The sequence below is a fragment of the Bacillus sp. HMSC036E02 genome (assembly GCF_001836235.1).
In the GTDB taxonomy this organism is placed as follows: Bacteria; Bacillota; Bacilli; order Bacillales; family Bacillaceae_G; genus Bacillus_A; species Bacillus_A cereus.
In genome coordinates this window covers 109,467-134,674 of record NZ_KV827857.1, presented here as the reverse complement: position 1 = coordinate 134,674, position 25,208 = coordinate 109,467, and the positions used below count along the sequence as shown (strand labels likewise).

Here is a 25,208-nt window from a genome sequence, read left to right as displayed (position 1 = left end):
TTTCTTTATCCCGCTATCCGCAAATGATGAAATTTCCACTTTATTTAGTCGCGAATACCTAATGCGATTTTTGCCATACGTGACATACGTTCTTTCGACCAGGGCGGATTCCAAACGACATTTACTTCTATTTCATTAACTTCAGGTACGTTTGTTGATAATACTTTTTTAACGTCTGATACGATTTGCCCAGCCATTGGACAACCGATAGAAGTCATAGTCATCGTAATGACAGCATTATTATTTTCATCTGCTGTAACGTCATACACTAATCCAAGATTAACGATATCAACACCTAGTTCAGGGTCAATAACAGCTTCTAAATTGGCAAATAATTTATTTTCAAATGCTTCTTGTGACATAAGCAGCCCCTCCTACACTTTAATGATATCGATTCTCATTATAACGGAAATGAGCATAATGTGCAGGAAATGAGCTCAAAAAAATATCCCTCTTTCAAAGAAGGGATATTTTTGAACATCTATTCTGTTTTAAAATGAGATACGAGTTGATCTAACTCTTCAACTGTTTGTTTCATTTTTCTAGCAGTTACTGTCATTTCATTCATAACAATAACTTTCTGTTCAGCAGATTGTGCCGTTGCGGCAGTTTCGCTGGATACTTCAGTAGAGATAGAAGCGATGTTATTAAGTGAAGCATTCATTTCTTCAGCACTTGCAGCCATTTCTTCAGCAGTTGCTGATATATCTTGCATTTGAGTAGATACTTTATTTACTTGTTCCACAATTGTTGTGAAAGAAGTACCAGCTTCACGAATAACATTGATACCTTCAAATGCTTCAGAACGGCCTTGAGACATCATAGAGCTAGCAGTTTCTGTATCATTTTGAATTTGATGTAGTAATTGATTAATGTCTGTTGCAGCTGTTTTAGATTGTTCAGCAAGTTTTCGAACTTCGTCAGCTACGACAGCAAATCCTTTTCCGTGCTCGCCAGCACGAGCTGCCTCAATAGAAGCATTTAAAGCAAGTAAGTTTGTTTGCTCAGCAATATTAGAAATAGATTGTACAGCAGTATCAATATATTTCGTATGGGTGATTAGACGTTCAACCACTTCTGACGTAGCATTTACAGCTTTGTGTATTGTTGTCATTTGTGAAACAGATTTTTGGATAACCATACTTCCATCGCTAGCATGTTCAGATGTGGCAACAGCAAGTTCCGCTACAGATGAAGCAGATTCAGCGATGCGCTGAACACTTACTGCCATATCATCCATTGCAGTTGAACTTTCTTCCATACTAGAAGTTTGTGATTGAATACTTGCATTTAAGTTGGACATCGAGCTTTGTACTCTTAATGTCGCCTCACGTGATGTATTCGTTTTTTCTAGCATATTTTCAGAAGCGGTTTGTACTTCCACTGATGTTTTTTGAACACGATTAATGATATGTTGTAGGTTTTCTAACATTTTATTAAATGATGTTGCGATAGCACCTATTTCATCGTTGCTATTTACTTGTAGACGTGCCGTTAAGTCACCTTCTTGAGACGCTAATTCTTTTAGTTTCGTGTCAATTTGTTGAATTGGTTTCACAAGTTTACCAGAGAACCACCATGCAAGAATAATTGCAGCGACAATACAAATAACAAGTGATAAGAAAATAACATATTCAATTAAGAGTGCAGATTGGTCAATTTTTTCAATAGATTGTTCACGTAATTTAGCTTGTTCATTACTGTAATTTGTGAAGTCACCAATTACTTTATAGACCGTTCCGTTTTCTGAAGAAGCTACTTGTAAAGCTTCTTCCCATTTTTGTTCTTTTGCAAGAGTGAATACTTTTTCTTCAATGAACTTTCTCCAAGTAGACCCTAATTCCATTGTGCTTTTTACGGACGAAGAAAGATTTGGATTAGAAAGAAGTTTATCTTTTGAATCTTCAAGACGTTTACTCATCTGATTAAACTTGTCTAATTCGACTTGATCATGTTGTAGTAAATAACCCCTTAAAGCAGATAGCTGTACTTGATAAGCGTCTCCACGTTCTTTCAATTCTGTTGCCAGTGGAGAAATTTCTTTTTGTAATGTTTCAGCTTTACGAGATTGGTCAATAGCAAAAAATAAAATAAAAGCTAAGGCGATGCCAAATAAAGCGCAAATCGTTCCCATCATGAACATAAGTTTTTTTCTGATACTTACAAAATTCATATAATTAAAAGCCTCCTTTGTGAAATCTTAGTATTAGAATTAATAAATGTAAAAAATTGAAAGAAAGCTTTACTCCAGTTGGAATAAAGCTTTCTTATTTCCTTTAGGAATTATAGCAGACGGAATGAGAGATAGAAAGAGATATTTTAAAGTGAAAAAGGAGAACCTGTAAAACTTTCTTTCCTATACCTTTGAGCTTGTGTCATTTTCACTTTAAGCGTTTGTTTTGAAATGAGAGACGAGAACTTCAAGTTCTTGTACGATTGTTTTCATTTCAGATGATTTGTTAGCCACGATACTCATTTTGTTTACTTGATCACCAGCTGAATGTGCTGTTTGTAATGTTTCTGCAGCAACTTCATTTGAAATAGAGGCGATATTATTTAAAGCTGCGTTCATTTCTTCAGAGCTTGCAGCCATCTCTTCAGCAGTTGCAGACATTTCTTGCATTTGCGTAGAGACTTTGTTAATGTGGTTAACAATTTCTGAGAATGAAGATCCGGCAGTACGAATAACAGTAATTCCTTCAGAAGCTTCTGCTTGACCTTGTGTCATCATGTCATTTGCTATTTTAGTATCGGCTTGAATTTGATGCAGTAAATGGTTAATGTCAGTTGCGGCTAGTTGAGATTGTTCAGCAAGTTTTCGAACCTCATCAGCAACAACAGCGAATCCTTTTCCATGTTCACCAGCACGAGCTGCTTCAATAGAAGCATTTAAAGCGAGTAAATTTGTTTGCTCGGCGATATTCGAAATAGATTGAAGTGCAGTATCGATATGATTTGTATGTGTAATGAGTCGCTCAATTACTTGTGATGTAGCGTTAACAGCTTCGTTAATTGTGTGCATTTGTGTAATAGATTTCTCAATGACTTTATTCCCATCATCTGCTTTTTCTGAAGTTGTGACAGCTAAACTAGTAACAGAAGAGGCGGACTCAGCGATACGCTGAACACTTGTTGCCATGTCATCCATTGCAGTTGAACTTTCTTCAATGCTAGAAACTTGTGAACGAATATTGTGTTCAAGAGCATTCATAGTTTCTTGGGTCCTTGCGGTATTTTCCATAGAAGCAGTCGTTTCGATAAATACATTTTCGGAAGCTTCTTTTACACTTGTTGATGTTTGTTGAACTTGTTTTATTATATGCTGTAAGTTAGTGAGCATTTGATTAAAGGAATTTGCAATGTCACCTATTTCATCTTTACTTGTTACGTGTAATCTAGCCGTTAAATCTCCATCTTGAGAAGCTAATTCTTTTAACTTCTCATCAATTTGTCGAATTGGTTTAACGAGTTTACCAGAGAACCACCATGCTAATAAAATAGACGTTAATGTACATGTAATGAGTGAGAAGAAAATAATATATTGAATAAGTGATGAAGAAGACTCGACGTCAGCAATTAATGCGTCACGTTTCTCATTCTCTTCATTTGTATATTTATTAAAACGATCTAAAAGATCATTTACATAATCTGTTTGTGCTAAAGCAATTTTGGATGCTTCGTCCCATTTTCCTTCACGAGCAAGAGGTAGTACCTCATTATCTATGACGCTACGCCATTTTCCCCCCATTAAAATAGCTTCTTTCATTCCTTCTGGGAGCTTCTTGTCACTTGTTACTTTCTCTCTAGTATCAGCTAATTTTTTCCCTTCTCGGTTGAACTTATCTAATCCTTTTTGATCATGTGATAGTAAATATTCTTGTAAACCAGCAACTTGTGCTTGGAACCAATCGCCACGTTCTTTTAAAATCGTCGCTCTTTTTGATACATCATTTTTTAACGTTTCGATTTCACTTGCTTGATTCATGGCGAATGAAAGAATAACTATAAGAGCAATGCTAAATAAAGAAGAAATGCTTAAGAGTGTGAACAGTAGTTTTTTTCGAATACTAACATATTTCATCGTTACCCCTACCCTCATTTAAACTGTTTATTATGATTTATGGATATTCAAAACGAAATTAATAAAAACATTATTATGAAGTTATTAATCTGTTCAATGAAAATTATAGCAGATAATGGAAGGAGTCAGATTGGTATTAGAAAAAGTTCTTAAAATGTATACATTTGCATATCATAAAATTCATAAATAAATATTAGAAATGCTATTGAAATTTGAAATGACATCATGTATACTTCTAATTAGTTGATAACGATTATCAGTATCAACTAAAACATTACTCTTCGTTATGTTGGTCATACCCCTTTTTGACGACGTAAGTCAGAGACGAAATGTTGAAATATCTTGTGTCCTATTCTACAGAATTATGGTAATCTCCAACCTCAACTTATATGCGTGAGCATGCAAAAAGGATCCTATCCGTGAAGGGATCCTTTTTTGCATGCTGTCGTAATTATTGTATATAGACCAGGGATACGTTCTTCGATTCCTTCCGGTGCAGTAGAAGGGAAGAGCCATCTTTGATGAGGTCCGTGTTCTTCAACTAGTTTTTCAATTTTAAAATGTTCTTCCGCGAGTGTTGTAATAATTTCTCCTAACGTCCAGCGACGGATGGTTGTTTTAGGTAGCGATTCTTTCTGTGCTTCTGTAAGAAGGATGCTATAAGCAACATCATCTTCAATTAATTCTTCATCGAAATAATTTCCACTTGCTCGAAATGATGGATGGTCTACTCCTAATAGCTTTGTGTATATTGGATGGTAATCGCGAAGGATAAGTATTCCACCGGGCTTTAGTAGTTGAGAGATTGTTATAAAAAGTGGCTTTAAATCTAGAAAGTAATGAAGTACACCAAGTTCCAGTAATACGATATCAAATGATTTGGAGAGATTTACATCTAGTACATCAGAAACGATGTAATGAATAGAGACGCCTGCGGCTTCCGCAAGTTCATTTGCATATTTTGCATTACTTGCTGAAATATCAACAACTGTTACGTCAGCTCCTAAAAGAGCGAGTGCGACAGCTTTATTTCCTTTTGAGCCGAGTAAATTAATAATACATTTTCCTTTTGGAGATTGTATGTAAGGTAAATAATGTGCTACTTCGCGCGTGGGATCTTTCATGATTTTTTTCGCATAATCAGCTGGTGCCCCGTGGTGATTCGTCCAAGCTTCATAAGCAGCTGTATTCCAGCTTTTTTCATTTATAGTGCTTAGTTGTTTTTGGTTCAATGTTATCACTCCTTTTGTGAACGTATAGTTATTCGGCAGAGGGATGGGATTTCCTTTTCTTTCTGAATAAAAGTTTGATTTTTCTGTTATTAAGTCGTACAATACTTTTTATACGTAAAAGCGTTGAAAAGGAAAAGTAGGATGAACACATTCTTTCCAGAGAGCTTCGGTAGCTGAGAAGAAGCAAGAATATTCATTTGAACAATGGCCTTTGAGCTTCGTCCTGAACTTATCAAATGATAATAGTAGGTGGCGACGAGAGTTGGTACTCGTTATCAAAACCACAGTATAAGAGCATATAGCTCCGTACTTGTTAAGGCTAATTATGTGAGTAATTGGCGAAATAAGGTGGTACCGCGACTGTTTATACAGCCCCGCCCTTATCTTTTTTAAGATAAGGGCGGGGCTTTTTATATTTAAAAGGAGGAATGTAAGATGAGTATTTTTATTGGAGGCGCTTGGCCGTATGCAAATGGTTCGTTACACCTTGGCCATATTGCGAGTTTGTTACCTGGAGATATTTTAGCGCGTTATTACAGGGCAAAAGGTGAGAATGTGCTGTATGTTTCAGGGAGTGATTGTAATGGAACACCGATTGCAATTAGGGCAAAACAAGAAGGTGTGACAGCGAAAGAAATTGCTGATAAGTATCATGAAGAGTTCCAGCGATGTTTTCGTAGCCTTGGTTTTACTTATGATTGCTATACACGTACAGATAGTGAGCACCATCATGAAACGGTTCAAAATGTTTTTTTACGTTTATTAGAAGAAGGACATATTTATAAAAAAACAGTGGAACAAGCGTATTGTGAAACGTGTACGCAGTTTTTACCGGATCGTTATGTAGAAGGAATATGTCCACATTGCCATGAAGCAGCAAGAGGAGATCAATGCGATGCGTGTTCAGCTATTTTAGATCCACTCGATTTGTTAGAAAAGAAATGTAAGTTATGTGGTAGTACACCATCCGTACAGGAAACAGAGCATTTCTATTTTGCGTTGCATACATTTCAGCAGAAAATTAAAAAAGTTGTAGAAATCGCAAAAGAAAAAGGAACATGGCGTGATAATGCAATTCAATTAACAGAAAGATATGTAAAAGAAGGGTTACAAGATAGGGCAGTATCAAGAGATTTACCAATCGGGGTACCAATTCCAGTAGAAGGGTATGAAGATAAGAAAATTTACGTATGGATTGAAGCAGTGACAGGCTATTATTCAGCGAGTAAACATTGGGCTGAAGAAACAGGGAAAGATGATCAAGAGTTTTGGGATAGCGAAGCGAAAACATATTATGTGCACGGAAAGGATAATATTCCGTTTCATTCCGTCATTTGGCCAGCGGTATTACTTGGAATAGGGGAGGAAGCAATCCCGCGTCATATCGTTTCGAATGAATATTTAACAGTTGAAAAAAGAAAATTATCTACAAGTAAAAACTGGGCAGTATGGGTGCCTGACATATTAGAACGCTATGATCCAGATTCTATTCGTTACTTTTTAACTGTCAACGCACCAGAAAATCGCGATACTGATTTTTCATGGCGGGAATTTATTTACAGTCATAATAGTGAATTATTAGGTGCATACGGGAACTTTGTGAACCGGACATTAAAGTTTATCGAAAAATATTATGGTGGTATCGTGCCGAAGGGAAGTATTGAGGTAGAGCTGAAAGATAAAGTAGGAGGATTATATAAGCGTGTAGGAGAGGCGATTGAGCAAACTAAATTTAAGGTGGCGCTAGAAACAATATTTGATACAGTACGTTTTGCAAATAAATATTTTGATGAAAAGCAGCCTTGGAAACAAAGAGAAGATGATCCAGTTTCATGTGAAGAAACGATTTATAACTGTGTGTATCTTATCGCTAATTTTGCCCATCTCCTTGAACCATTTTTACCATTTTCAAGTGAAAGAGTTCGAAACACATTGTCGATTGTGAACCGAAATTGGGAACCACAAAATACGTTGCCAAGTAGAATTGATAGCGTGCAGCCATTATTTGAGCGAATCGATGTAAAACAAATTGAGCATGAGATAGAGAAGCTGTATGGAGCGGTAAAATGAGATAGAGAAAAAGACCTTTCAAGTAAATGAAAGGTCTTTTGTTATGCAGTATGATTCTCTTTCTTATCTTTCAAAAAGAAAAGTACAGCAAGGATTACAAGAATAATAGCTGCAATATCATACGTTATTTTAAATGTAGTATTAAAGTTTAAGTACTCTACGAAAGGAGTTTTCACTGCTCCTGCATATATACAAACGGGAATGAGAAGTAAATCGTAAAATTTCTTTTCTTTCATATATCTTATTAGGAAGAAGATACACATAATAGCAAAAAATATGATGCTTAAAATAGTCATTTATACCTCCAGATAAATTTACTTATTTTAATTGCAGTTATATCTTTTATATAAATTCTGTATTTTTTCAAGCGCTATGCACGCGATTGTGTTTCCTTTCTTTCCTAGCCGTAAGCAGCTGAGGAGTGAAAATCCCAACCAATATAAAAATAATACCAATCCACTGCATGAATGTTACGACTTCATGTACAAGTGTAATAGAAGCGATAATAGCAGTTGGTAATTCAGCTGCACCTAATATTGTACCAAGCCCTGTTCCAACCTTTGGTACACCGATTGAAAAACAAATGACAGGTACAACAACGCCGAATAATCCGAGGAAGAAAGCATATTTCCATAGGCCAGCTTGCAAAGCACCGTCTGTTAAAAAGGTTGGCGGAAAGAATAGGCATACGATAAGAGTAGCACTTGTTGTCATAAGAAAGCTTTTCGTATAAGGCGGAACATCCGTAGCGACGCGCCCGCTTGCAAAAACATAGAATGAAAAAGAGACCGCAGCTAATAGCCCAAAGATAATCCCTTTCGTAGAAAAACTTTGTCCGAGGCCTTCAAATACACCACCTGCAAACAATGTACCAGCAAATAAAATAAGGATAGATATGATCTTATCGCGGCTTGGAAATGTTCGATTTGCAATGGCTTCGATAATGACACCAATCCAAGTGAACTGAAAGAGTAGGACGACAGCGATAGATGCGGGTAGTTCTTCTACAGAAATAGCGTAAAAAATCCCAGTCATACTCATTGTTGTTCCGACGGTTAGTAATGAAAAAAATTGTTTTTTTGTTACTTTATGTTGTGAAAAGAAAAGAACGAGTAGAAATAGTCCAATCCATCCGAAGACATATTGTCCCCCTAGGAGTTGATGTGCTGAAAATCCATTTATGAATCCGAGTTTGAAAATAGTTGAAAGTATGCCGTAGCTGCAAGCACCGAATAAAACGAGCAATGAATATTTAAACTTTTCCATAAAAAATCCTCCTTTTAAGTAATAAAAAACGCCCGCTATCCAAATAAGGATAACGGGCGAACGAAACAGAGTAAGACACTCTACAAAATTCCGCCACTCACACATGAAGTATGAGTTTGGGATATGTAATTATAGTGAATGTTACATTGCTTTTGGGAATACAATGGAGCATTTTACACCTTGAGCTGTGTTTTGTATCCCGTAAGGAAACTGATGTTTATCTAATATTTGTTTCACGATATATAATCCAAGACCACTACCTTGTACTAAACCGTGTTTATCAGGGTTTGCGCGATAAAAAGGCTCAAATAAATGAGCAAGTTTATCTTCATCAATTTGTGAACCTGTATTTAATACTTCTAATGCGTAACCATTTGGTTTTTCATAAAGCTTTATATATACGTGCTGATGGTCAATTGTATAATGAATTGCATTTGAAATAATGTTAAAAATAGCAGTTTGAATAAATTTAGGATCAGCTAAAATTTGTACGTCGTGTTTAATATTAGATTGTACATTTAATTGTTTTACAGATACAAAGTAATCTACTTTCTTCATAACATCCTCAATAATATTAGATAAAGAAATGACTTCTAAATTCGGTTTAAATTGAGGGTTTTGTATTTTGGATAATTCCGACATTTTTTCCGTTAATATGTTAATGTCTTGCATCATCTCGTAGGAACGTTTCAAATACTTATCTCTATCTTTATAAGCTCCAATTCCGTGAATCATGCCATCTAGTTGTCCCATGACGGCTGCGATTGGTGTTTTTAATTCATGGGACACCATAGACATAAATTCTTTACGAGATTGTTCTAATTGTTGTTCCTTCTTGAGCTCGTTTCTTAAATCTTGATTGCTTGCATGTAAATTCTTCACAATATTTGGTACTTGTGAAGCAGCTACTTGCAAATTAAAATCTGTTTGATCTGCATTTTTGTTAAGTAGCTTTTTATCGGAGAAATCAAGATTCATAATATCTTTTAAAGCATCACTCATATATTGAAAAGGTTTGGCAATTAGTTTTGTATAAATTAATGATCCGAGTAGTGATAATGCAAGCATTGTCGCGCCAATATGTGGAGCTAATTGCTGCAACGCATCTGCTAACTTTGGATTATCATTTGTATCATTTGTTTTACTTGCTGCATTTTGTGTATGTAAGGCATCATTATTAGCGGCTTTCTTTTCTGCTTCTGTAGGCGGATTAGAAGTGCTATTTTTCCCCGAAAGATTTTGTGTATGTTCTTTTGCCTTTGCAGTTTGGCTAGGCTGCAAAAGGTGATTGATAGCTGTAGAAAGAGATTTATAATCTATAATAGAAGATTGGAAATTAGAAATACTCCCCTTTGACACAGCTTTATTTTGCTTCGTTTTACTTCCGTCGTTTTGCTTATCTGAATCGGCCTGTTCTGTAGTCGGCGTTCCATTTTCTTTCGCAAAACGTTCTTTATCGTAGTTTGAAGCTAGAAAGTAAATAATTTGATAAAGACAAAGTGATAAAAGAATACAAAATAATAAGGTTTTGATGAAAATATTTTTGGTGATGTTGTCTTTGCTACGATTCGATTTTGTAGCCAATGCCTTTCACCGTTTTAATATAAGGAATTCCTAATTTTTTTCTTAAGTTTTTAATATGTGTATCTATAACTCTTACATCACCATAATGTTCATAGCCCCATACCTTATTCAACAAATCACTTCTTGATAATACTTTTCCTCGATTTTGCAGTAAAGTATAAATAATTTCAAATTCTTTTGTTGTCAATTCAATTTGATTACCATGAACATAAGCTGCATATGCTGTAGAGTTTAACATCAATTCATGGAATTGTAGTATAGTTGCAGCTTCTGCTTCCTTCGTTGCTGCCCTTCTTAATACAGCCTCTACACGCTTAATAAATACAGTGTAATGGAACGGTTTCGTAATATAGTCATCAATACCTAACTCAAATCCTTTAATTTCACTTTCTTCATTATGTAAGCCTGTTAACATAATGATTGGTACATCAGATTGTCCTCGCATAATTTTACAAATACTATAGCCATCTATATCTGGTAACATTACATCGAGGAGGACAAGATCGTATGAATTTTTTTGGAAAAGAAGAATACCTTCTGTTCCGGCACCAACTACATCAACGGTAAAGTTTTGTGCCATTAGAAATTCACGAATCAGTTCTTGTATATCTGGGTTGTCTTCAATCACCAGTATATGCGTCATAGTAACACCTCCTAAATAACGCTTTTTACTGCAATATTCGAATTCATCATTTTTCGAGTGACTCAGATTGTTTATACATATAATAAGCCCCCGCTATAAAATAATCATGAAGGTAGCAAGGGGAATAGTTTAGTGTTACTGAATAATTCAGAATTACAGTAGTTCTATTATAGTATGTATTATAAAATTTATAAAATATTATAACTGTATAATTTTAATATCTACGTTTATCAATGTTTAGATATTAGCTAATCAAATCTATTCCTATTATATATGTAAATACAGTTGTTTTGCTACTGTAAATGAATAAATAAAATAAGCCAAGACATAAAATTCTTGGCTACACATAAATCTTGTTTTTAGGCTATTTTACAGTGACAGTAGCTTGCTGCTGAACGCGCTCAAATAACCAGTGTATATCATTGTTATACATACGAATACAACCAAGTGTTGTCCATTTGCCGATTGCTTGATTATTGTTAGTTCCGTGAATCGCATAAGTTGTTCCGTAAGTTCCTGCCATATTTAATCCGAGCCAACGGTCACCAAGTGGATTACGTGGATCGCCGCCTTTAATTTTGCCTGTATAATAAGGGCGGTTTTTAATTTTATTTACGATTTGAAAAGTGCCTTTAGGTGTAGGTGTTGCAGCTTTTCCAGTAGCGACAGTAAAACTTTTTATAAATTTTCCATCCTGATAATAATCCATTTTATTTAACTGAGTGTCTACGATTAATTGATCTTTCGTTGTAGCTGCCTCTGCACTAGCGAATGGAAGAGTTAAAAATCCTAATGATAATAGTGCGCTTAATAATAATTTTTTCATTGTTATTCTCCTTTTACTATCGTAATAGTCTTACATACAATGAAGTTGTAATCCTCGTAATGCTTTATTTACATTTTCATCTAATGTTTCAAAGAATGTAGTGATTTTGCTGTTGTGTTTGTTGTTATCAATAAGTAATCTTTCATTTAATAAAAGCTCACCACGTAGGCCAAAACTTTGAACTTGAATATTTAGCTCATCTTCATTTTCAGAAATGATTGGTAAGAAATAGTGAAAAGCTTTTGTTGGAATGATGTAGCTTTTGCCAATCATGCTTTCTTGATTTGAATTAATCCATTTTTTCGTGACAATTTTAATATTCTTTTTTGAAACGATAAAAGATAGTGTTGTAGATTTTGTTAAACTTACGTCAAATTCACTTGTTTCACATATTTGTAAATTAAAAACGGTTTCATTTTGATGAGATTCAACATTTGTATTAATAAAATCGTGCATTTTATATGCTTCCATTTCGTATTCACCCTTTTTTCAATTTCGAAAAACGACTTATATTTATTCAAATTAATGCTTAGTCATATATTGGTTAAATTTTTCAACAAATTCCGATATAATCTTACAATACGTATATGAAGCTAATATGAAGTTAGCATGAGTTTGTGATGGTTTTTTATTGAGAACAAAATAAGAGAGCTTTTTTAGTGCTAAAAAATGGATGAAATCTGCATGTTATTAATGCGTCTTTTCGCTATTTCGACTTGGAAAATAATTTTTACTATTTAATAAAGAACGAAAATCATTAGTGTGACCCTTACAAAAATGTAATAAAAATGTAAGCTATTGTGATAGTTATTTCGACAATTTTTTTATACAATAATAGTAAGAAGTTGTACGGGATTGAAAGGAGAGATGACATGGAATGGATTCATGAATTATTTCAGCAATACGGGTATTATGTTGTACTTGTCGGCTTGCTGTTAGAATATATTGCACTTCCGTTTCCGGGAGAGCCAACATTAGCATATGCGGGATTTTTAGCACATAAGGGTGATTTAAGTTTACCGATTTTAATTATTCTATCCTTTATTGGGACAAGTGTAGGAATGACGATTCAATACTTTTTAGGAAATAAATTAGGTATGCCTTTCATTCAAAAGTATGGGAAATACGTATTTTTAACACAAAGAAAAATTGACTTAACGAGAATGTGGTTTGATAAGTATGGGTACTTCCTAATTTTTATTGGTTTCTTTATTCCTGGTGTACGTCATTTCACAGGATACTTTGCAGGAATTATTAATTTACCATTCCGTCGTTTTGCCATTACAATTTATTCAGGCGCTCTATTTTGGGTATCATTCTTCTTAATCGGTGGTTACTGGTTAGGTGGAAACTTACATGATATCTTTGGAGTGCTAGAAGGTCATATCGGTAAAATTATTTTTGGAGTTATTGTGATTGTAGCGGTTACGTTAGGTATTCGTTTCCGTAAGCAGTTAAAACGAGTATTACTACAAAACGCAAGTTAATATGAAATCCATTCTATGTCAGAATTTAGGAAGGCAGTGCAAAAGCACTGCCTTTTTTATTTTATTTTTAAGGCTATGTTTAATGCACATTTTACATTCTTTATAGGAATTTGATACAAGATAAGAAATAAGTATCTTGTCAATTATTATAGTCGTAATGACAATTATAATTGACAAATATAAGGATATTATTTACAATTTTAATTAAATAAATGAAAAAGAGGGAAGACATGAAGCTTCAAAATCGAGTGAGGGAATTGCGAGCAAGGCATCGTTTATCACAAGGGGATTTAGGGAAAGCGATTGGATCATCACGGCAAACGATTAGTTTAATTGAGCGTGGGGATTATGCACCATCTATCGTATTGTCGTTAAAAATTGCACAAATTTTCAATGTACCGGTGGAGGAAATATTTACGTTAGTAGAGGGGGAAGAGGACGATGAAGAGTAAGCGAAAAAAACAATTTGATTCTGTGGGGAAAATAGCATTAAGTATGATAGGAGGATTTTTAACGTCTTATATAGCTTTAAATTTACTCTCGGATGAACCGAGAAAATTATCATCCAATACATTTATAGGTATATGTACTATTTTTGGAATTTTAATGATGTACTATACTTGGAAGAATACACGTATGTTAGCAGAGGCACGCGATGAAGAAGAGAGCGTACAAGGCAGAAAATTAGGCATTATAAGTATATATTTACGTGTAGGTGATATAGTTACGCAGGCATGGTTTGTATATGCGGTTATTACATGTAGACGTGCACTGTTGCAGGATACAAATGTTTCATTTGCGGTGTGGAATTTAGTAGCTTCTATTGCTTGTTTAACTACAGTAGTAATTATCGGACTCATAACAAAAAATCGTTATAATAAGCTATATCCTGAACAAGGTGTAACGTATATGGAATCTATGAAAATGTGGACGAAAAACGCAGATGAAGGATTAAAGCACATTGTGCATGAGGCTGGATATAAAGCATATGAATTTACGAATACAATATTGGCATATGTATGGTGGGCTGCCGTTATATATACAGCTGCTAGTAATATCGATTTTGTATTAATTGGCTTAATCTCATTTATTTGGATATTGCATCTTGGGAAGTTCATGTACGAAATGCAGAGGAAAATGATTTATTAAGGGGAGAAAAAGGTGGATATTTTAAGAAGGCCAGCTGGCTCAATGACAGTGGCGCTAATTTTGTCCATTTTATACGGAGTAATCCGAACTGGGAAATTAGAAGTAATTTTGAACCTATGGGCAATAGTTGGAATTTTTTTATTAGTGTTAGCCATTCATGAGCTAGGACATGTAGTATTTGGTGTAATAGGTGGTTTAACATTTAAATTTATGACAGTAGGACCCATTACTATTCAAAAAGAAAAGGGAAAATTACGCATTCGAGAAAATAAATTATGGGCTTACTTTGGAGGCGTTGCAACACTAGTACCACCTTCTATAGAGACACCGAATCTTTCGAAAAAGTGGGCATGGCTCACTTTAGGTGGACCGATTACGAGTTTACTGTTTGGTATTACTTCCGGTTACATATACATGGTGAGTTATTATCAATATCTTTTATATTTTTCCTTTTTCCATTTTGCAATCTTTGCGGTTACAATTGTGCCGATAAAAGGAACGCTTATGAGTGATGGGATGCAATTTCTTATTTTAATTAAAGATGATGAAAGAGCTAGAAATCATTTATATGAGATTCAAATATCGAGTGAGTTATTTAGTTATAAAAGACCGAAAGATTGGGATGAAAGATTAGTAGAATTGAGTGAGGAGAAAATAAAAGAGAATAAAGGGATAAGAGAGATAATGAGTAGACTTATGCTTGTCTTCCTTGCTCGTGCAGATCAAGAGGGAATGAAAAGAGCGATACCGTATATAGAACGAATTGTTCAATTACCTGTAACGAAAGAAAATAAGTTTTTCGTTAGTAATTTTCATAGTTGGTATCTTTTATATAAAGCCCTTTATGAGATGGATAGTCTTTCTTTGCAAGAAGCAAAGGAACATGCAAAGGCTATTACAAAAATGGACTTAAACGGATATTATCGTACACAAGGAATTATCAAATATTTAGAGAATGATCTAGAAGCTTCCCATACTTATATGAAGAAAGCTGATAAAGAATTAAAGAGCGCCGAGAAGAGTGAGATGGGATATTTACAATTAGAAAGAGAATGGTTTGAGCAGTTGAAGGTGAGGGTATCTTACGATGGGTGAGGTATCCTCTTTTTTCTATGTCGCCTTATGCCGTTCCATAAATAGCCCGGGGCGAGTAAAATGAGATAAGAAGAGCAAAGCTTGGAGGAAGTAAATATGGAAATTTTATCAATTATTTTGATAGTCTTGCTCATTTATGTTGTTTTTAAAGTGGCATATGTAGCATTAAAGATACTCGCGATCTTATTAATTATCTTTTTAATCGTAGAGTTCGGCAGTAAGTTGCTTGGGGGATAGGGTATGTTGTGCGTTTCGAGTGTCGAAAGATGTCGTTAAATCGATATCTTGTGTTGAACCGTCGATATAATGAAAAAATCGCTGATATAAGTGGAGAAATCGCCGATATATTTGAAAAATCGTTGATATAATCCGGTTGGTACTGGATGGGGTATATGGAAAAGAAGTTGCCGTGAGGGTAACTTCTTTTTATCGTGATGCGGGGATATGCAAAACAATATAAAAAGCTGGAAGAGTATCTTCCAGCTTAAGAGTTACTTTCAATTTGACGACCGCTATCTTCTTCAGTGTCTTGTAATAGGTTGAATACGTCTGCTAGGCAGAATGCAATGAACCAAGTCCATAGACCGTGGAAGAAAGCTGAGCTTAATTGAAGTGGTAATGTATAGTTTGTCATTGAGTAGGAAATACATCCACCAACGATTCCGATCATTGTTAATAACATTGTTTTTTGAGCATTTTCTTCTGGATTGAAGAGGAAGTAAATGTATCCGCCTAAAATTGAAGCGCTTACAAGTGTTTCGATTCCATTAAAGATGATATTCTCTCCAAGCTGAGTGTTTGTCCAGAAGCAGATTGTTCCGCCGATAATAGCAAACAGGACAGCTATTGTATATCGTATATATTGATTCATATGTTCATCTCCCTATGTAATAAGATGATTTGGAAGTCAAAAAGGTAGGTATAGTATATTGAAGTGAGTTTTAATTGTACGTATCTTTTTATAAAAAGATCATTGAAGAGTAACTAAGATGATCGGTTGTTTAAACCGTTACGTGTATGGTGTCTGAAATATACCCGACTGCTCGTTTCTTTTTGCTTGTAAAATAAGAGAAACTTCCAAGTCTATATACTCTTTTTTGTGAGTCTGCTTTCATTATAACACATTTAGGGACATAATGATAGAATTATCTGATTTTGTAATAAGTGTAAAAAATAAAAAGCGTAAGGAAATACCATTAACGGTGCAGTTTAGTGGAAGAAGGATTTTAATTTATTATGATGAAATATGTAATCAAGGTGAGATCTAAGAATGAGGCCTAAATACTATAAAAAATGTTTTATAGCATGAATGTAAGGGAGGAGAGCTAACTTGGAGTTCACAACAGAAAGATTAATAATTAGACCTTTTAAGAGTACTGATTTACAGGATGTATTTGCTATTTATAATAGTGATGATACATGTAAGTTCCTATTACATAATAAGTGGACTCATGAAGACATGCAGAAAAGATTTAATAAGAAGCTAGCAAATAATGTACTTACTAAAGAAACAATATTAAGTTTGGCAGTTATATACAAAACTAAAGTAGTTGGTGATTTATCCGTATGGTACACAAATATGAAAGACACTGTTGAGATTGGTTATAGTTTTTCAAATGAAGTAGCTGGGAGAGGTTTGGCAACAGAAGCAGTAAGTAGTTTGGTATTGAAATTATTTAATGAATGTAATGTACATCGTATACAGGCTAATCTTGATGCACGTAATACAGCTTCACAAAAATTGTGTGAACGAATAGGCATGAGAAAGGAAGCCCATTTCATACAAGATTTTTGGAATAAAGATGAATGGACAGATAGTATTGTATATGGAATGCTATCCTCCGATTTGTAGTAATAAACTTAGTGATTTTATTATGCTAAAAGGTACGTTAGTTGAATAACAAAGGGCATAACATATATGACTAATATGTTATGCCCTTTAATTTATTAACCTGTTTTATATGCGTTTGAAACGGCCGACAATTTCAACTGTTTCAGTAATGTTCATAAATGCTTTGTTATCCACTTGACGGATAATACGTTTCATTTCGCCTAACTCATAGCGAGTCACGACAGTGTAAATCATTTTTTTCTTATGGTTTGTATAGCCGCCGACAGCGTCTACCATTGTCACCCCGCGTATGCCGTGATGTAGTAGTGCGCTTTTTATTTCCTCGCCTTTTTCTGTAATAGTCATTATCGTTAATTTAATATGTTTCGTATGCACAGCGTCGATAACTTTGCTGACTACAAATCGACTAATTAACGTATAAAGTGTAATATCCCATCCGAAAATAAAACCTGCTGCTACAAGTAAGATTAAGTTGAATACAAATATGATTGCTCCAATTGAAACATCTCGATATTTCGCTACAATCAATCCAACAACATCAAAACCACCTGTTGAAGAAGCAAATCGGAATATAATTCCTGAAGCTGCTCCGCAGATAACACCACCGAATACAGAAGAAAGTAAAATATCGTCTGAAACTTGGTGTACCGGGATAATGTTCATCGCTAACGATGAAACAGCTACAAAGTACGCTGTTAAAAAGGTTGTCTTCTTTCCTAAGTAAAAGTGACTTAAAATAAGAAGAGGAATGTTTAGTAAAAAGATAAGTGCACCGATATTGTAGTGCATTAAATAACCGATAATCATCCCTACACCAGCGAATCCACCGCTAATCATATTATGCGGGATAAAAAACATATTCATAGAAATTGCATACAAAATAGAAGCTATAAAAATAACAACCAACTGTATCATAAATTCTAAGTGAAATGTTTTAGCTGCTGGGAAGGATAAAAAGGCGGTGTCGGGAACGTAATCGGCGTCTCCTAGTTGACCCATAGTATGTTTCATCTCCATATTCATTTTTGATTACAAGAAGAGAATAAAGGTTTTTTCAAAAACTGGCAATAGTTTTATTATAATGCAAAAATTTTATAAATTTCTAATAAATCAAGCCTATTCATTGATGTGTGTGAATATGCTAAAGAAAGCGAATACAACGTTTCTTAATTATTGTTTTCTTGAGAAAATATGCAAAATACTTTTTTTGAAAATAAAAGGAAATAGAGAATATTTGCCCGATGTGCTAAAATGACCTTATTAAGGATGTGAAGCGATGGAATTTTTATTGCAGGATGCAATTCTATATATATCGTTTGTAACGACAGCACTTTGTTTATTAGAAGTTTTCTTCCTTGCTAATGTTTCTCGCTTTGTGCGTCAACAAGCATCAAGCGGTAGACAAAGAGCTTTTGCGTTAGTTGATACATGTGAAGATAGTGCGGGAAATGTACCGCTATTTTCAATTTTTTATAAATATGGAATGATTCGTTCCGTACGCAGACAAGAATCAAGTGAAGAGAATGATGAGGTTGGTCCGTATACACCAATGTTTCGCTAAATAATTACGAAACATTGGAGGAATGAACATGTTAAAATCATACCGAGCTGCGCTCATTAGTTTATCAGTAGTACTTGTTTTTGTTTTATCTGGCTGCAGTAATGCAGGCACAATTGATTCACATAGTACGGGAATATGGAACCATTATTTTGTATATCCAATCTCGTATATGATTCAATTTGTTGCTCATCATATACCGGGAGCTAGCTTCGGGGTTGCTATCATTATTATGACGCTCGTTATTCGTTCAGCCATGATTCCATTAGCTATTTCGCAATATCGCAGCCAAGCGAAAATGAAGAAAATGCAACCTGAATTGCAGAAGCTAAAGAAAAAATACGGTGATGTAAGCAAAGACCTTGAAAAACAAAAGCAGTATCAAAAAGAAATGTCAGAACTAATGAAATCAGGCGGTTGGAATCCACTTGCTGGTTGCTGGCCAATTTTTATACAAATGCCGATTTTCTCTGCTTTGTATTATGCGATTAGCAGAACGGAAGAGATTCGCACATCTTCGTTTTTATGGGTGAACCTAGGACATGCAGATCCATATCATATATTACCGATTATTGCAGCGTTAACGACATTTATTCAGATGAAAGTTTTCCAATCGAATATTACACCTGGAGAACAAGTACAGATGCTAAAGATGCAGCAAATTATGATGCCAGCAATGATTCTATTTATGGGGTTTGCGGCGCCATCAGGACTTGTGTTGTACTGGATAACAGGTAACTTATTTACAATGACACAAACAATTGTATTAAGAAAAATAATGGAACGTGAAGAGTTACAATTACAAAAAGCATAGAGAAACACCGCTCATTACGAGCGGTGTTTTTTATTTGAATCGTTAAGGAAATTTTAAGAAACCAATATTACTATTGGCGTTGTATACGAAAGTGTACATGCTTTAGAAATATGAAGGAGGAAATTTCCTATGAAGAAGAAAACAGTTGGTTATTTAGCGATTGCAGGTGCTTTATCATTCGGAATCATTGGAGGAGTCGGTGTTCCGGCATTCGCGGCAACAAATACTCCAACAGCTGAGCAAGCGACAAAAACAGCGAAAAAAGATTTAGATGACGCTACAAAACAAAAAGTAAAAACGATTATGGACGATACAAAGAAACAGTTACAGGAACTAGGTGTAAAGCTTCCAGAAAAAGAAAAACGTAAAGAAATGTTTGCGGGATTAGATGAACAAACAAAAGAAACAGCGAAATCCATTTTAGAGCAAGAGAAATCTGGAAAATTAACACGTGAACAAGCAAAAGAGGAATTGACAAAGCTAGGCGTAAAAATGCCGGAGAAAGGTAAGCGTGGAGACATGTTTGCTAACTTAGATGAGCAGGCGAAAGAGAAAGCGAAGTCGATTTTAGAGCAAAAGAAATCTGGAAAATTAACGCATGAGCAAGCAAAAGAGGAATTAACAAAGCTAGGCGTGAAAATGCCGGAGAAAGGTAAACATGGAGACATGTTTGCTAACTTAGATGAACAGGCAAAAGCAAAAGCAAAGTCAATTTTAGAGCAAAAGAAATCTGGAAAATTAACGCATGAGCAAGCAAAAGAAGAATTAACAAAATTAGGTGTGAAACTTCCAGAGAAAGAGAAGCATGAAGACATCTTTGCAGGATTAGATGAGGCAACAAAAACAAAAGCAAAAGCGATTTTAGACAATGAAAAGAAACAATTAGAGGAATTAAATGTGGATCTTCCGCATCACAAGTTTTTTATGAAAAAAGAAGATAAATAATTGATTTATGTATCTTTCGTGGGGCAACCGGAAGGCACGTGCGAGGACCGATTTCTGTCAGCAGAAATCGGTCCCTTTTAATGATTTAATAAAATTTTTTTCATTGTTAGTATGTATCCAAAGACGCAGTAGAAGATTGCAAAACCGATAAATACTTCTGTATATTGATATTTACCTAATACATAGAAGGAAACAGCTGGTATAATAGCTACCGCTAAAATGCTATAACCAGGATATTTGTGCCGATGCATGATGGCGAATAGAACAGAAAGAAATGTAGCGATGATACAAAAAACAGCAATCATTATTGATGCACCTCCTATATAAATTATACCAATTTTAGGGAATTAGAGAAATATTACAGCTTCTGTTATAATATAAGAAGATAAATATTTCCTATGTTATATAAAAAATATATTGATTTTTTCTAACAATTCAATATAATGAACAATAACTACAAAATTCGACATCAAGAAGTGATGATGAGGACACGATCAATTTTTTACGATTCTCAGAGAGGGAAGTCTTTGGCTGTGAGCTTCCTAATACGGAAAAATGGATTACCACCTCTGAACTGCAGCAGTGAACGAGCATCTAGTAATTGCTTGCCGGCAAAAACCGTTATTTAGACTTGAGAAATTGGTGAAGTGTGTTACTTTACGAATTGAAACAAGGGTGGAACCACGAATACAACACTCGTCCCTTTTTTAGGGAGGAGTGTTTTTTTATTTCATTTTTGCATCACACTAGGATTGGAAGGAGGATACGCAGCATGCATCATGATGAGAAGAACAAAATTGGTTTAACAGTAGCACTTTCTATCGTAGTAGGAACGATTATTGGATCTGGTGTGTTTATGAAACCAGGGAGCGTATTAGATTACTCGGGGAGTTCTAATATGGCCATTCTTGCTTGGGTAATTGGTGGTCTGTTGACGCTAGCAAGTGGTTTAACAGTTGCTGAAATTGGAGCGCAAATCCCGAAAAATGGTGGGTTGTATACGTATTTAGAGGAGATTTACGGAAGTTTTTGGGGATATTTATCAGGTTGGATGCAAACAATTGTTTATGGACCTGCTATTATCGGAACATTAGGTTTATACTTTAGTTCTTTAATGATTAATTTTTTCTATTTAGATAAAGTGTGGAATTTACCAATCGCAATTGGAACGGTTGTGTTCCTTGGCGTTGTAAATAGTATGGGAACAAAATACGGAGGTATCGTTCAAACAATCACGACAATTGGGAAGATGATTCCGATTGTGTTAATTGTTGTGCTAGGTTTCTGGAAAGGGAATAGCGATATTTTTAACGTAGTTGTGCCGATATCGGAAAATCAAAGTATCGGTATGGCAATTTTAGCAACGTTATTTGCTTATGACGGCTGGATTTTACTTGCTTCGATTGGTGGAGAAATGAAGAATCCAACAAAGTTATTACCGAAAGCAATGACAGTAGGGATTTTAATCGTAACGGCTGCTTACGTATTAATTAACTTGGCATTATTAAATGTATTACCAGCAGCGAAAATTGTAGACCTTGGAGAAAATGCAACAGCGACAGCTGCAGGCATGTTACTTGGAGAATATGGCGGAAAAATTATTAGTATTGGTATTATCGTTTCTATTTTCGGCTGTTTAAATGGAAAGATTTTAACGTTTCCACGTATCCCAATGTCTATGGCAGAGCGTGGACAACTTCCATTTTCTAAGTTTATTGCAAAGGAAAGTCCGAGATTTAAAACACCAGCAAATGCGATTACTGTTGAAATCATTTTAGGAATTATTTTAATGATTATTAGTGATCCGAATAAGCTATCTGAGATTTCCGTATTCATTATTTATATTTTCTATGTAATGACGTTTATTGGTGTCTTCATTTTAAGAAAACGTAATAAGAATAAAGAGCGTGCATATAGTGTACCGTTATTCCCAATCGTACCAATCGTAGCGATTTTAGGTTCGTTCTTTGTAATTGGTAGTGCGATTATTAATGATCCAGTAAGTTGTTTCTTATCGATTGGAATTGTATTTACGGGACTTCCGGTGTATTGGTATTTAAATAAGAAGAAAGAAACAGAATGATGAAAAGGTAGGCGTATAATACGCCTACCTTTTTTACTGTAAAAAAATTGTACTTGCGTCCATTTTCCATTTTGGTTACTATAGTCGTAGTAACCAAAATGGAAAGCGTGGGGAAAGACTTGAATTTTCGTGTTTATATTTTAGCTATCGCGGCTTTTGTAGTCGGAACGGTTGAGCTAATTATAGGAGGAACGCTCGATTTAGTTGCCAATGATTTAGGAGTATCTATTAGTGCAGCTGGTCAGCTTATAACAATATTTTCGGTAGTATTTGCTTTGTCAGGTCCAGTTTTATTAGCTTTGACAGGGAAGTTTGAAAGAAAAACATTGTATGTTGGAGCATTATCGATTTTCTTAATCGGAAATATTATTTCGGCATTTAGTGTGAATTACGGAATGCTGATGTTCTCAAGGGTTATTTGTGCGGCGAGTGGTTCATTAATTATTGCACTATCGGTAACACTTGCTTCTAGTGTAGTAGAACCGCATTTTCGTGCGCGTGCAATTGGAATCATTTTTATGGGAATTAGTGGATCACTTGTACTTGGAGTACCGCTTGGTCTTGTACTCGGAAATGCATATGGATGGCGTGCACCATTTGTATTAATTTCGGTATTAACAGTTATGGCAATTGCTTGTATTTCATTATTCTTAACGAAAGTACCACCGACATCGGTATTATCAATAAAAGAACAACTTACTACTTTAAAAGATAAAAAAATTGTAAGTGCACAGTTAACATCATTTTTGTTTTTAACAGGGCATTTAACATTGTATGCATATTTAACACCGTTTTTAAAAGATGTCATGCATGTTGAAGCAAACTGGATTAGTGTGTTTTACTTTATTTTCGGAATCGCAGCAGTAATTGGTGGCGGATTCGGTGGATGGCTTGCTGATAAATGGGGATCGAAGAAAAGTATTATTTCCATCATTATCGTATTTGCATGTGCAATCTTCATACTGCCATTAATGACATTCTCATTCCCGCTCTTCATCATTATGATGGGACTTTGGAGTATGCTGAGCTGGGCGATTTCACCAGCGCAACAAAACTATTTAATTGAAATTGCACCAGAATCAGCTGGTATTCAGCAAAGTTTAAATAACTCTGCCCTTCACTTAGGAATTGCACTTGGTTCAACAGTAGGCGGAGTTGTTATCGAAAAATCATCTGTTATATATAATGCTTGGGTAGGCGGTGGCTTTATTGTATTAGCACTGCTTTGCGCGATTTTCTCGATTACGAGAGGACGCTCTACTCAGTTCGTGAAAGAAGAATCTATCGTTTGATAGGTTCTTTTTTTATTTGTAAAAAATTGCAGGTTTTAGTAGAAAGGTGGAGAATTTGTATGTAGCGAGGTGATGTATATGTATACGAATTTTTCAATTATTGGTCTTCTAATTTCAATGCTCCCCTTGTTTCTTATTATTCTTGCACTTAGATGGGTTCGTTTCATCTATAAAAATTCAGAGAAACAGGTAGAGCAAAATGAGAAAATCATTGAGCTGTTGATGGAGATAAAGGAACAAAACGAAAAGGAGTCTAAGTGAAAAACTAGACTCCTTTTTATTATTTAATTAGTATCTTAATTTCATTAACAAACTCTTAATTTCCTCATCTTCCATAAAGAGGTCATGGTGTTTCTGGGTAATCTTTGCAAGTGCAACGTCATGATAGAAAAATTCTGTAAAGAACTTTACGAAAGGTTGTGACATTGTTTTCATCGCTTGCCATGACTCTTGTTCTACGCCAGCAAATAAAATTTCACGATCGTCAACGATGAGTAGCAAGTAGCGCTCTAATGCATTAGGTTCTTCAGCTGGGATTAGAAAATGCATGTTTTCTAAGTCTGTTTCTACTTCTCCAACAATAAGGGATTCAATTTGAACACCTTGTTTTGCTTTTTGTTCTAGTAAAGGAAGATATTCTAAAAGAGTATCATTCCAAGCTGAAATACGGATTGATTCTTTTGCACTTTCAATGAGTTCCTTACTTTGAACTCGAATAGAAGATTGCATCTTTAAGCTCCACACACGGTCATCTGTAAATGATTTTTTTGATATATTTGTTTCCAGTTCTTTAATATTTGATTGGAATTCTGTCGTTAATTTTTCAATTGCTAGCTTTAGTGGTAATGCTGTATACAGTTTTTTCTTTTCTGAAACAGAATCCATTACCATTCCTTTATCGATTAGGCGTGCTAGCACTTCATATATTTTTGCTTTTGGAACACCTGAATGCTTCACAATTGTTGTAGCATCTAATGGTTCATTGCTTGATACGACAACTTCATAAGCTTGGCTTTCATATTGTGAGAAACCGAATTTTTGTAACATAGTTCCCTCCGAACGAATGAGATTATATTTTAAGGATAATGAACTATTTGTTTTTGCACAAGTGGTAGTCCGTTTTCTAATTGTATTAAGGTGAGAATTAATTTCAATTTTTTAATTTTATCTATTATACTTAATATAATGATTAATAAGATTTTAATTTAATGCGAAGGGGATGCTGGGGGGA

27 protein-coding genes and 2 other annotated features are annotated in these 25,208 nt (G+C 34.8%); of the genes, 13 read left to right on the top strand and 14 right to left on the bottom strand.

Features of this window, described 5'->3' with window-relative positions; genetic code table 11:
• Positions 1–44: 44 nt before the first annotated feature.
• The 4 genes from HMPREF2590_RS21850 to HMPREF2590_RS21835 all read right to left on the bottom strand — a co-directional run bounded on the left by HMPREF2590_RS21850 (position 45) and on the right by HMPREF2590_RS21835 (position 5,313).
• Positions 45–362: a metal-sulfur cluster assembly factor gene (locus HMPREF2590_RS21850; protein ID WP_000076418.1), complete on the bottom strand. Its 318-nt coding sequence runs from the start codon at positions 360–362 to the stop codon at positions 45–47.
• A 119-nt stretch (positions 363–481) separates the two neighbouring features.
• Positions 482–2,173, bottom strand: a complete 1,692-nt coding sequence (locus HMPREF2590_RS21845) for a methyl-accepting chemotaxis protein (protein ID WP_070861526.1) — start codon at positions 2,171–2,173, stop codon at positions 482–484.
• A gap of 213 nt (positions 2,174–2,386) precedes the next feature.
• The gene (locus HMPREF2590_RS21840; protein ID WP_000878437.1) at positions 2,387–4,081 is read right to left on the bottom strand and encodes a methyl-accepting chemotaxis protein; all 1,695 of its coding nucleotides are present in this window, start codon (positions 4,079–4,081) and stop codon (positions 2,387–2,389) included.
• Positions 4,082–4,494: 413 nt separating this feature from the next.
• Positions 4,495–5,313, bottom strand: coding sequence for a class I SAM-dependent methyltransferase (locus HMPREF2590_RS21835; RefSeq protein WP_001072240.1), 819 nt, complete (start codon positions 5,311–5,313; stop codon positions 4,495–4,497).
• A 114-nt stretch (positions 5,314–5,427) separates the two neighbouring features.
• Positions 5,428–5,698, top strand: a binding site (T-box leader).
• Between the two features lie 50 nt (positions 5,699–5,748).
• Between HMPREF2590_RS21835 and metG the strand changes: the two genes are divergently transcribed.
• Positions 5,749–7,383, top strand: a complete 1,635-nt coding sequence (metG, locus tag HMPREF2590_RS21830; protein WP_000021561.1) for a methionine--tRNA ligase — start codon at positions 5,749–5,751, stop codon at positions 7,381–7,383.
• Positions 7,384–7,424: 41 nt separating this feature from the next.
• Here the strand turns inward: metG and HMPREF2590_RS21825 are convergent, their stop codons facing one another.
• The 6 genes from HMPREF2590_RS21825 to HMPREF2590_RS21800 form a co-directional block, all read right to left on the bottom strand.
• Positions 7,425–7,679: a hypothetical protein gene (locus tag HMPREF2590_RS21825; RefSeq protein WP_000154123.1), complete on the bottom strand. Its 255-nt coding sequence runs from the start codon at positions 7,677–7,679 to the stop codon at positions 7,425–7,427.
• A gap of 67 nt (positions 7,680–7,746) precedes the next feature.
• Entirely contained in the window at positions 7,747–8,649 is a 903-nt protein-coding gene (locus HMPREF2590_RS21820) for an EamA family transporter (RefSeq protein WP_000410478.1), read from the bottom strand.
• Positions 8,650–8,790: 141 nt separating this feature from the next.
• Positions 8,791–10,233, bottom strand: a complete 1,443-nt coding sequence (locus HMPREF2590_RS21815; RefSeq protein ID WP_000201959.1) for a sensor histidine kinase — start codon at positions 10,231–10,233, stop codon at positions 8,791–8,793.
• Positions 10,211–10,876, bottom strand: a complete 666-nt coding sequence (locus HMPREF2590_RS21810; RefSeq protein ID WP_000148833.1) for a response regulator transcription factor — start codon at positions 10,874–10,876, stop codon at positions 10,211–10,213. Before HMPREF2590_RS21810 ends, HMPREF2590_RS21815 begins: the two co-directional genes overlap by 23 nt.
• Positions 10,877–11,240: 364 nt before the next feature.
• Positions 11,241–11,702 carry a L,D-transpeptidase gene (locus HMPREF2590_RS21805; protein ID WP_000735058.1) on the bottom strand — a complete coding sequence of 154 codons (462 nt, stop codon included), beginning with the start codon at positions 11,700–11,702 and terminating at the stop codon, positions 11,241–11,243.
• Positions 11,703–11,732: 30 nt separating this feature from the next.
• On the bottom strand, positions 11,733–12,173 hold the full coding sequence (locus HMPREF2590_RS21800; RefSeq protein WP_000388768.1) for a DUF3978 family protein: 441 nt from the start codon (positions 12,171–12,173) through the stop codon (positions 11,733–11,735).
• 401 nt (positions 12,174–12,574) lie between these two features.
• On the opposite strand from HMPREF2590_RS21800, the gene HMPREF2590_RS21795 reads away from it, so the two are divergent.
• The 5 genes from HMPREF2590_RS21795 (at position 12,575) to HMPREF2590_RS21775 (ending at position 15,670) form a co-directional block, all read left to right on the top strand.
• The gene (locus tag HMPREF2590_RS21795) at positions 12,575–13,189 is read left to right on the top strand and encodes a DedA family protein (RefSeq protein WP_000454754.1); all 615 of its coding nucleotides are present in this window, start codon (positions 12,575–12,577) and stop codon (positions 13,187–13,189) included.
• A gap of 230 nt (positions 13,190–13,419) precedes the next feature.
• Complete coding sequence (locus HMPREF2590_RS21790; protein ID WP_000776175.1) at positions 13,420–13,641, top strand: helix-turn-helix transcriptional regulator; 222 nt, start codon at positions 13,420–13,422, stop codon at positions 13,639–13,641.
• Entirely contained in the window at positions 13,631–14,338 is a 708-nt protein-coding gene (locus HMPREF2590_RS21785; RefSeq protein ID WP_000837712.1) for a DUF3169 family protein, read from the top strand. The genes HMPREF2590_RS21790 and HMPREF2590_RS21785 overlap by 11 nt, the downstream gene beginning before the upstream one ends.
• A gap of 42 nt (positions 14,339–14,380) precedes the next feature.
• Positions 14,381–15,433: a site-2 protease family protein gene (locus HMPREF2590_RS21780; RefSeq protein ID WP_002097959.1), complete on the top strand. Its 1,053-nt coding sequence runs from the start codon at positions 14,381–14,383 to the stop codon at positions 15,431–15,433.
• 96 nt (positions 15,434–15,529) lie between these two features.
• A complete protein-coding gene (locus HMPREF2590_RS21775; protein WP_000404758.1) occupies positions 15,530–15,670 on the top strand; it encodes a DUF3985 family protein in 141 nt (46 codons plus the stop codon).
• 247 nt (positions 15,671–15,917) lie between these two features.
• On the opposite strand, the gene HMPREF2590_RS21770 is transcribed toward HMPREF2590_RS21775, so the two are convergent.
• Positions 15,918–16,304 (bottom strand): DUF3938 domain-containing protein, encoded by a 387-nt coding sequence (locus HMPREF2590_RS21770; RefSeq protein WP_001077776.1) that lies wholly within the window; start codon positions 16,302–16,304, stop codon positions 15,918–15,920.
• Between the two features lie 459 nt (positions 16,305–16,763).
• Here HMPREF2590_RS21770 and HMPREF2590_RS21765 point away from each other — a divergent pair, with 459 nt between their 5' ends.
• Positions 16,764–17,285 carry a GNAT family N-acetyltransferase gene (locus tag HMPREF2590_RS21765; protein WP_000397307.1) on the top strand — a complete coding sequence of 174 codons (522 nt, stop codon included), beginning with the start codon at positions 16,764–16,766 and terminating at the stop codon, positions 17,283–17,285.
• 105 nt (positions 17,286–17,390) lie between these two features.
• Here HMPREF2590_RS21765 and HMPREF2590_RS21760 read toward each other — a convergent pair whose 3' ends face one another.
• Positions 17,391–18,284: a YitT family protein gene (locus tag HMPREF2590_RS21760; RefSeq protein ID WP_000530044.1), complete on the bottom strand. Its 894-nt coding sequence runs from the start codon at positions 18,282–18,284 to the stop codon at positions 17,391–17,393.
• A gap of 277 nt (positions 18,285–18,561) precedes the next feature.
• Between HMPREF2590_RS21760 and HMPREF2590_RS21755 the strand changes: the two genes are divergently transcribed.
• The 3 genes from HMPREF2590_RS21755 (at position 18,562) to HMPREF2590_RS21745 (ending at position 20,602) form a co-directional block, all read left to right on the top strand.
• A complete protein-coding gene (locus tag HMPREF2590_RS21755; protein ID WP_000394930.1) occupies positions 18,562–18,846 on the top strand; it encodes a hypothetical protein in 285 nt (94 codons plus the stop codon).
• 28 nt (positions 18,847–18,874) lie between these two features.
• Positions 18,875–19,657: a membrane protein insertase YidC gene (locus HMPREF2590_RS21750; RefSeq protein WP_000920518.1), complete on the top strand. Its 783-nt coding sequence runs from the start codon at positions 18,875–18,877 to the stop codon at positions 19,655–19,657.
• 129 nt (positions 19,658–19,786) lie between these two features.
• Positions 19,787–20,602, top strand: a complete 816-nt coding sequence (locus HMPREF2590_RS21745; RefSeq protein ID WP_000730881.1) for a hypothetical protein — start codon at positions 19,787–19,789, stop codon at positions 20,600–20,602.
• 77 nt (positions 20,603–20,679) lie between these two features.
• Here the strand turns inward: HMPREF2590_RS21745 and HMPREF2590_RS21740 are convergent, their stop codons facing one another.
• Positions 20,680–20,907 (bottom strand): hypothetical protein, encoded by a 228-nt coding sequence (locus tag HMPREF2590_RS21740; RefSeq protein WP_000562238.1) that lies wholly within the window; start codon positions 20,905–20,907, stop codon positions 20,680–20,682.
• Positions 20,908–21,072: 165 nt separating this feature from the next.
• Positions 21,073–21,309, top strand: a binding site (T-box leader).
• 65 nt (positions 21,310–21,374) lie between these two features.
• Here HMPREF2590_RS21740 and HMPREF2590_RS21735 point away from each other — a divergent pair.
• The 3 genes from HMPREF2590_RS21735 (at position 21,375) to HMPREF2590_RS21725 (ending at position 24,238) form a co-directional block, all read left to right on the top strand.
• Entirely contained in the window at positions 21,375–22,685 is a 1,311-nt protein-coding gene (locus HMPREF2590_RS21735; protein WP_000546311.1) for an APC family permease, read from the top strand.
• A 47-nt stretch (positions 22,686–22,732) separates the two neighbouring features.
• Positions 22,733–23,977, top strand: a complete 1,245-nt coding sequence (locus tag HMPREF2590_RS21730) for an MFS transporter (RefSeq protein ID WP_139884019.1) — start codon at positions 22,733–22,735, stop codon at positions 23,975–23,977.
• Between the two features lie 78 nt (positions 23,978–24,055).
• Positions 24,056–24,238, top strand: coding sequence for a hypothetical protein (locus HMPREF2590_RS21725; RefSeq protein WP_000288473.1), 183 nt, complete (start codon positions 24,056–24,058; stop codon positions 24,236–24,238).
• Positions 24,239–24,265: 27 nt separating this feature from the next.
• Here HMPREF2590_RS21725 and HMPREF2590_RS21720 read toward each other — a convergent pair whose 3' ends face one another.
• Positions 24,266–25,024, bottom strand: coding sequence for a TrmB family transcriptional regulator (locus tag HMPREF2590_RS21720; RefSeq protein ID WP_000939479.1), 759 nt, complete (start codon positions 25,022–25,024; stop codon positions 24,266–24,268).
• Positions 25,025–25,208 lie beyond the last annotated feature (184 nt).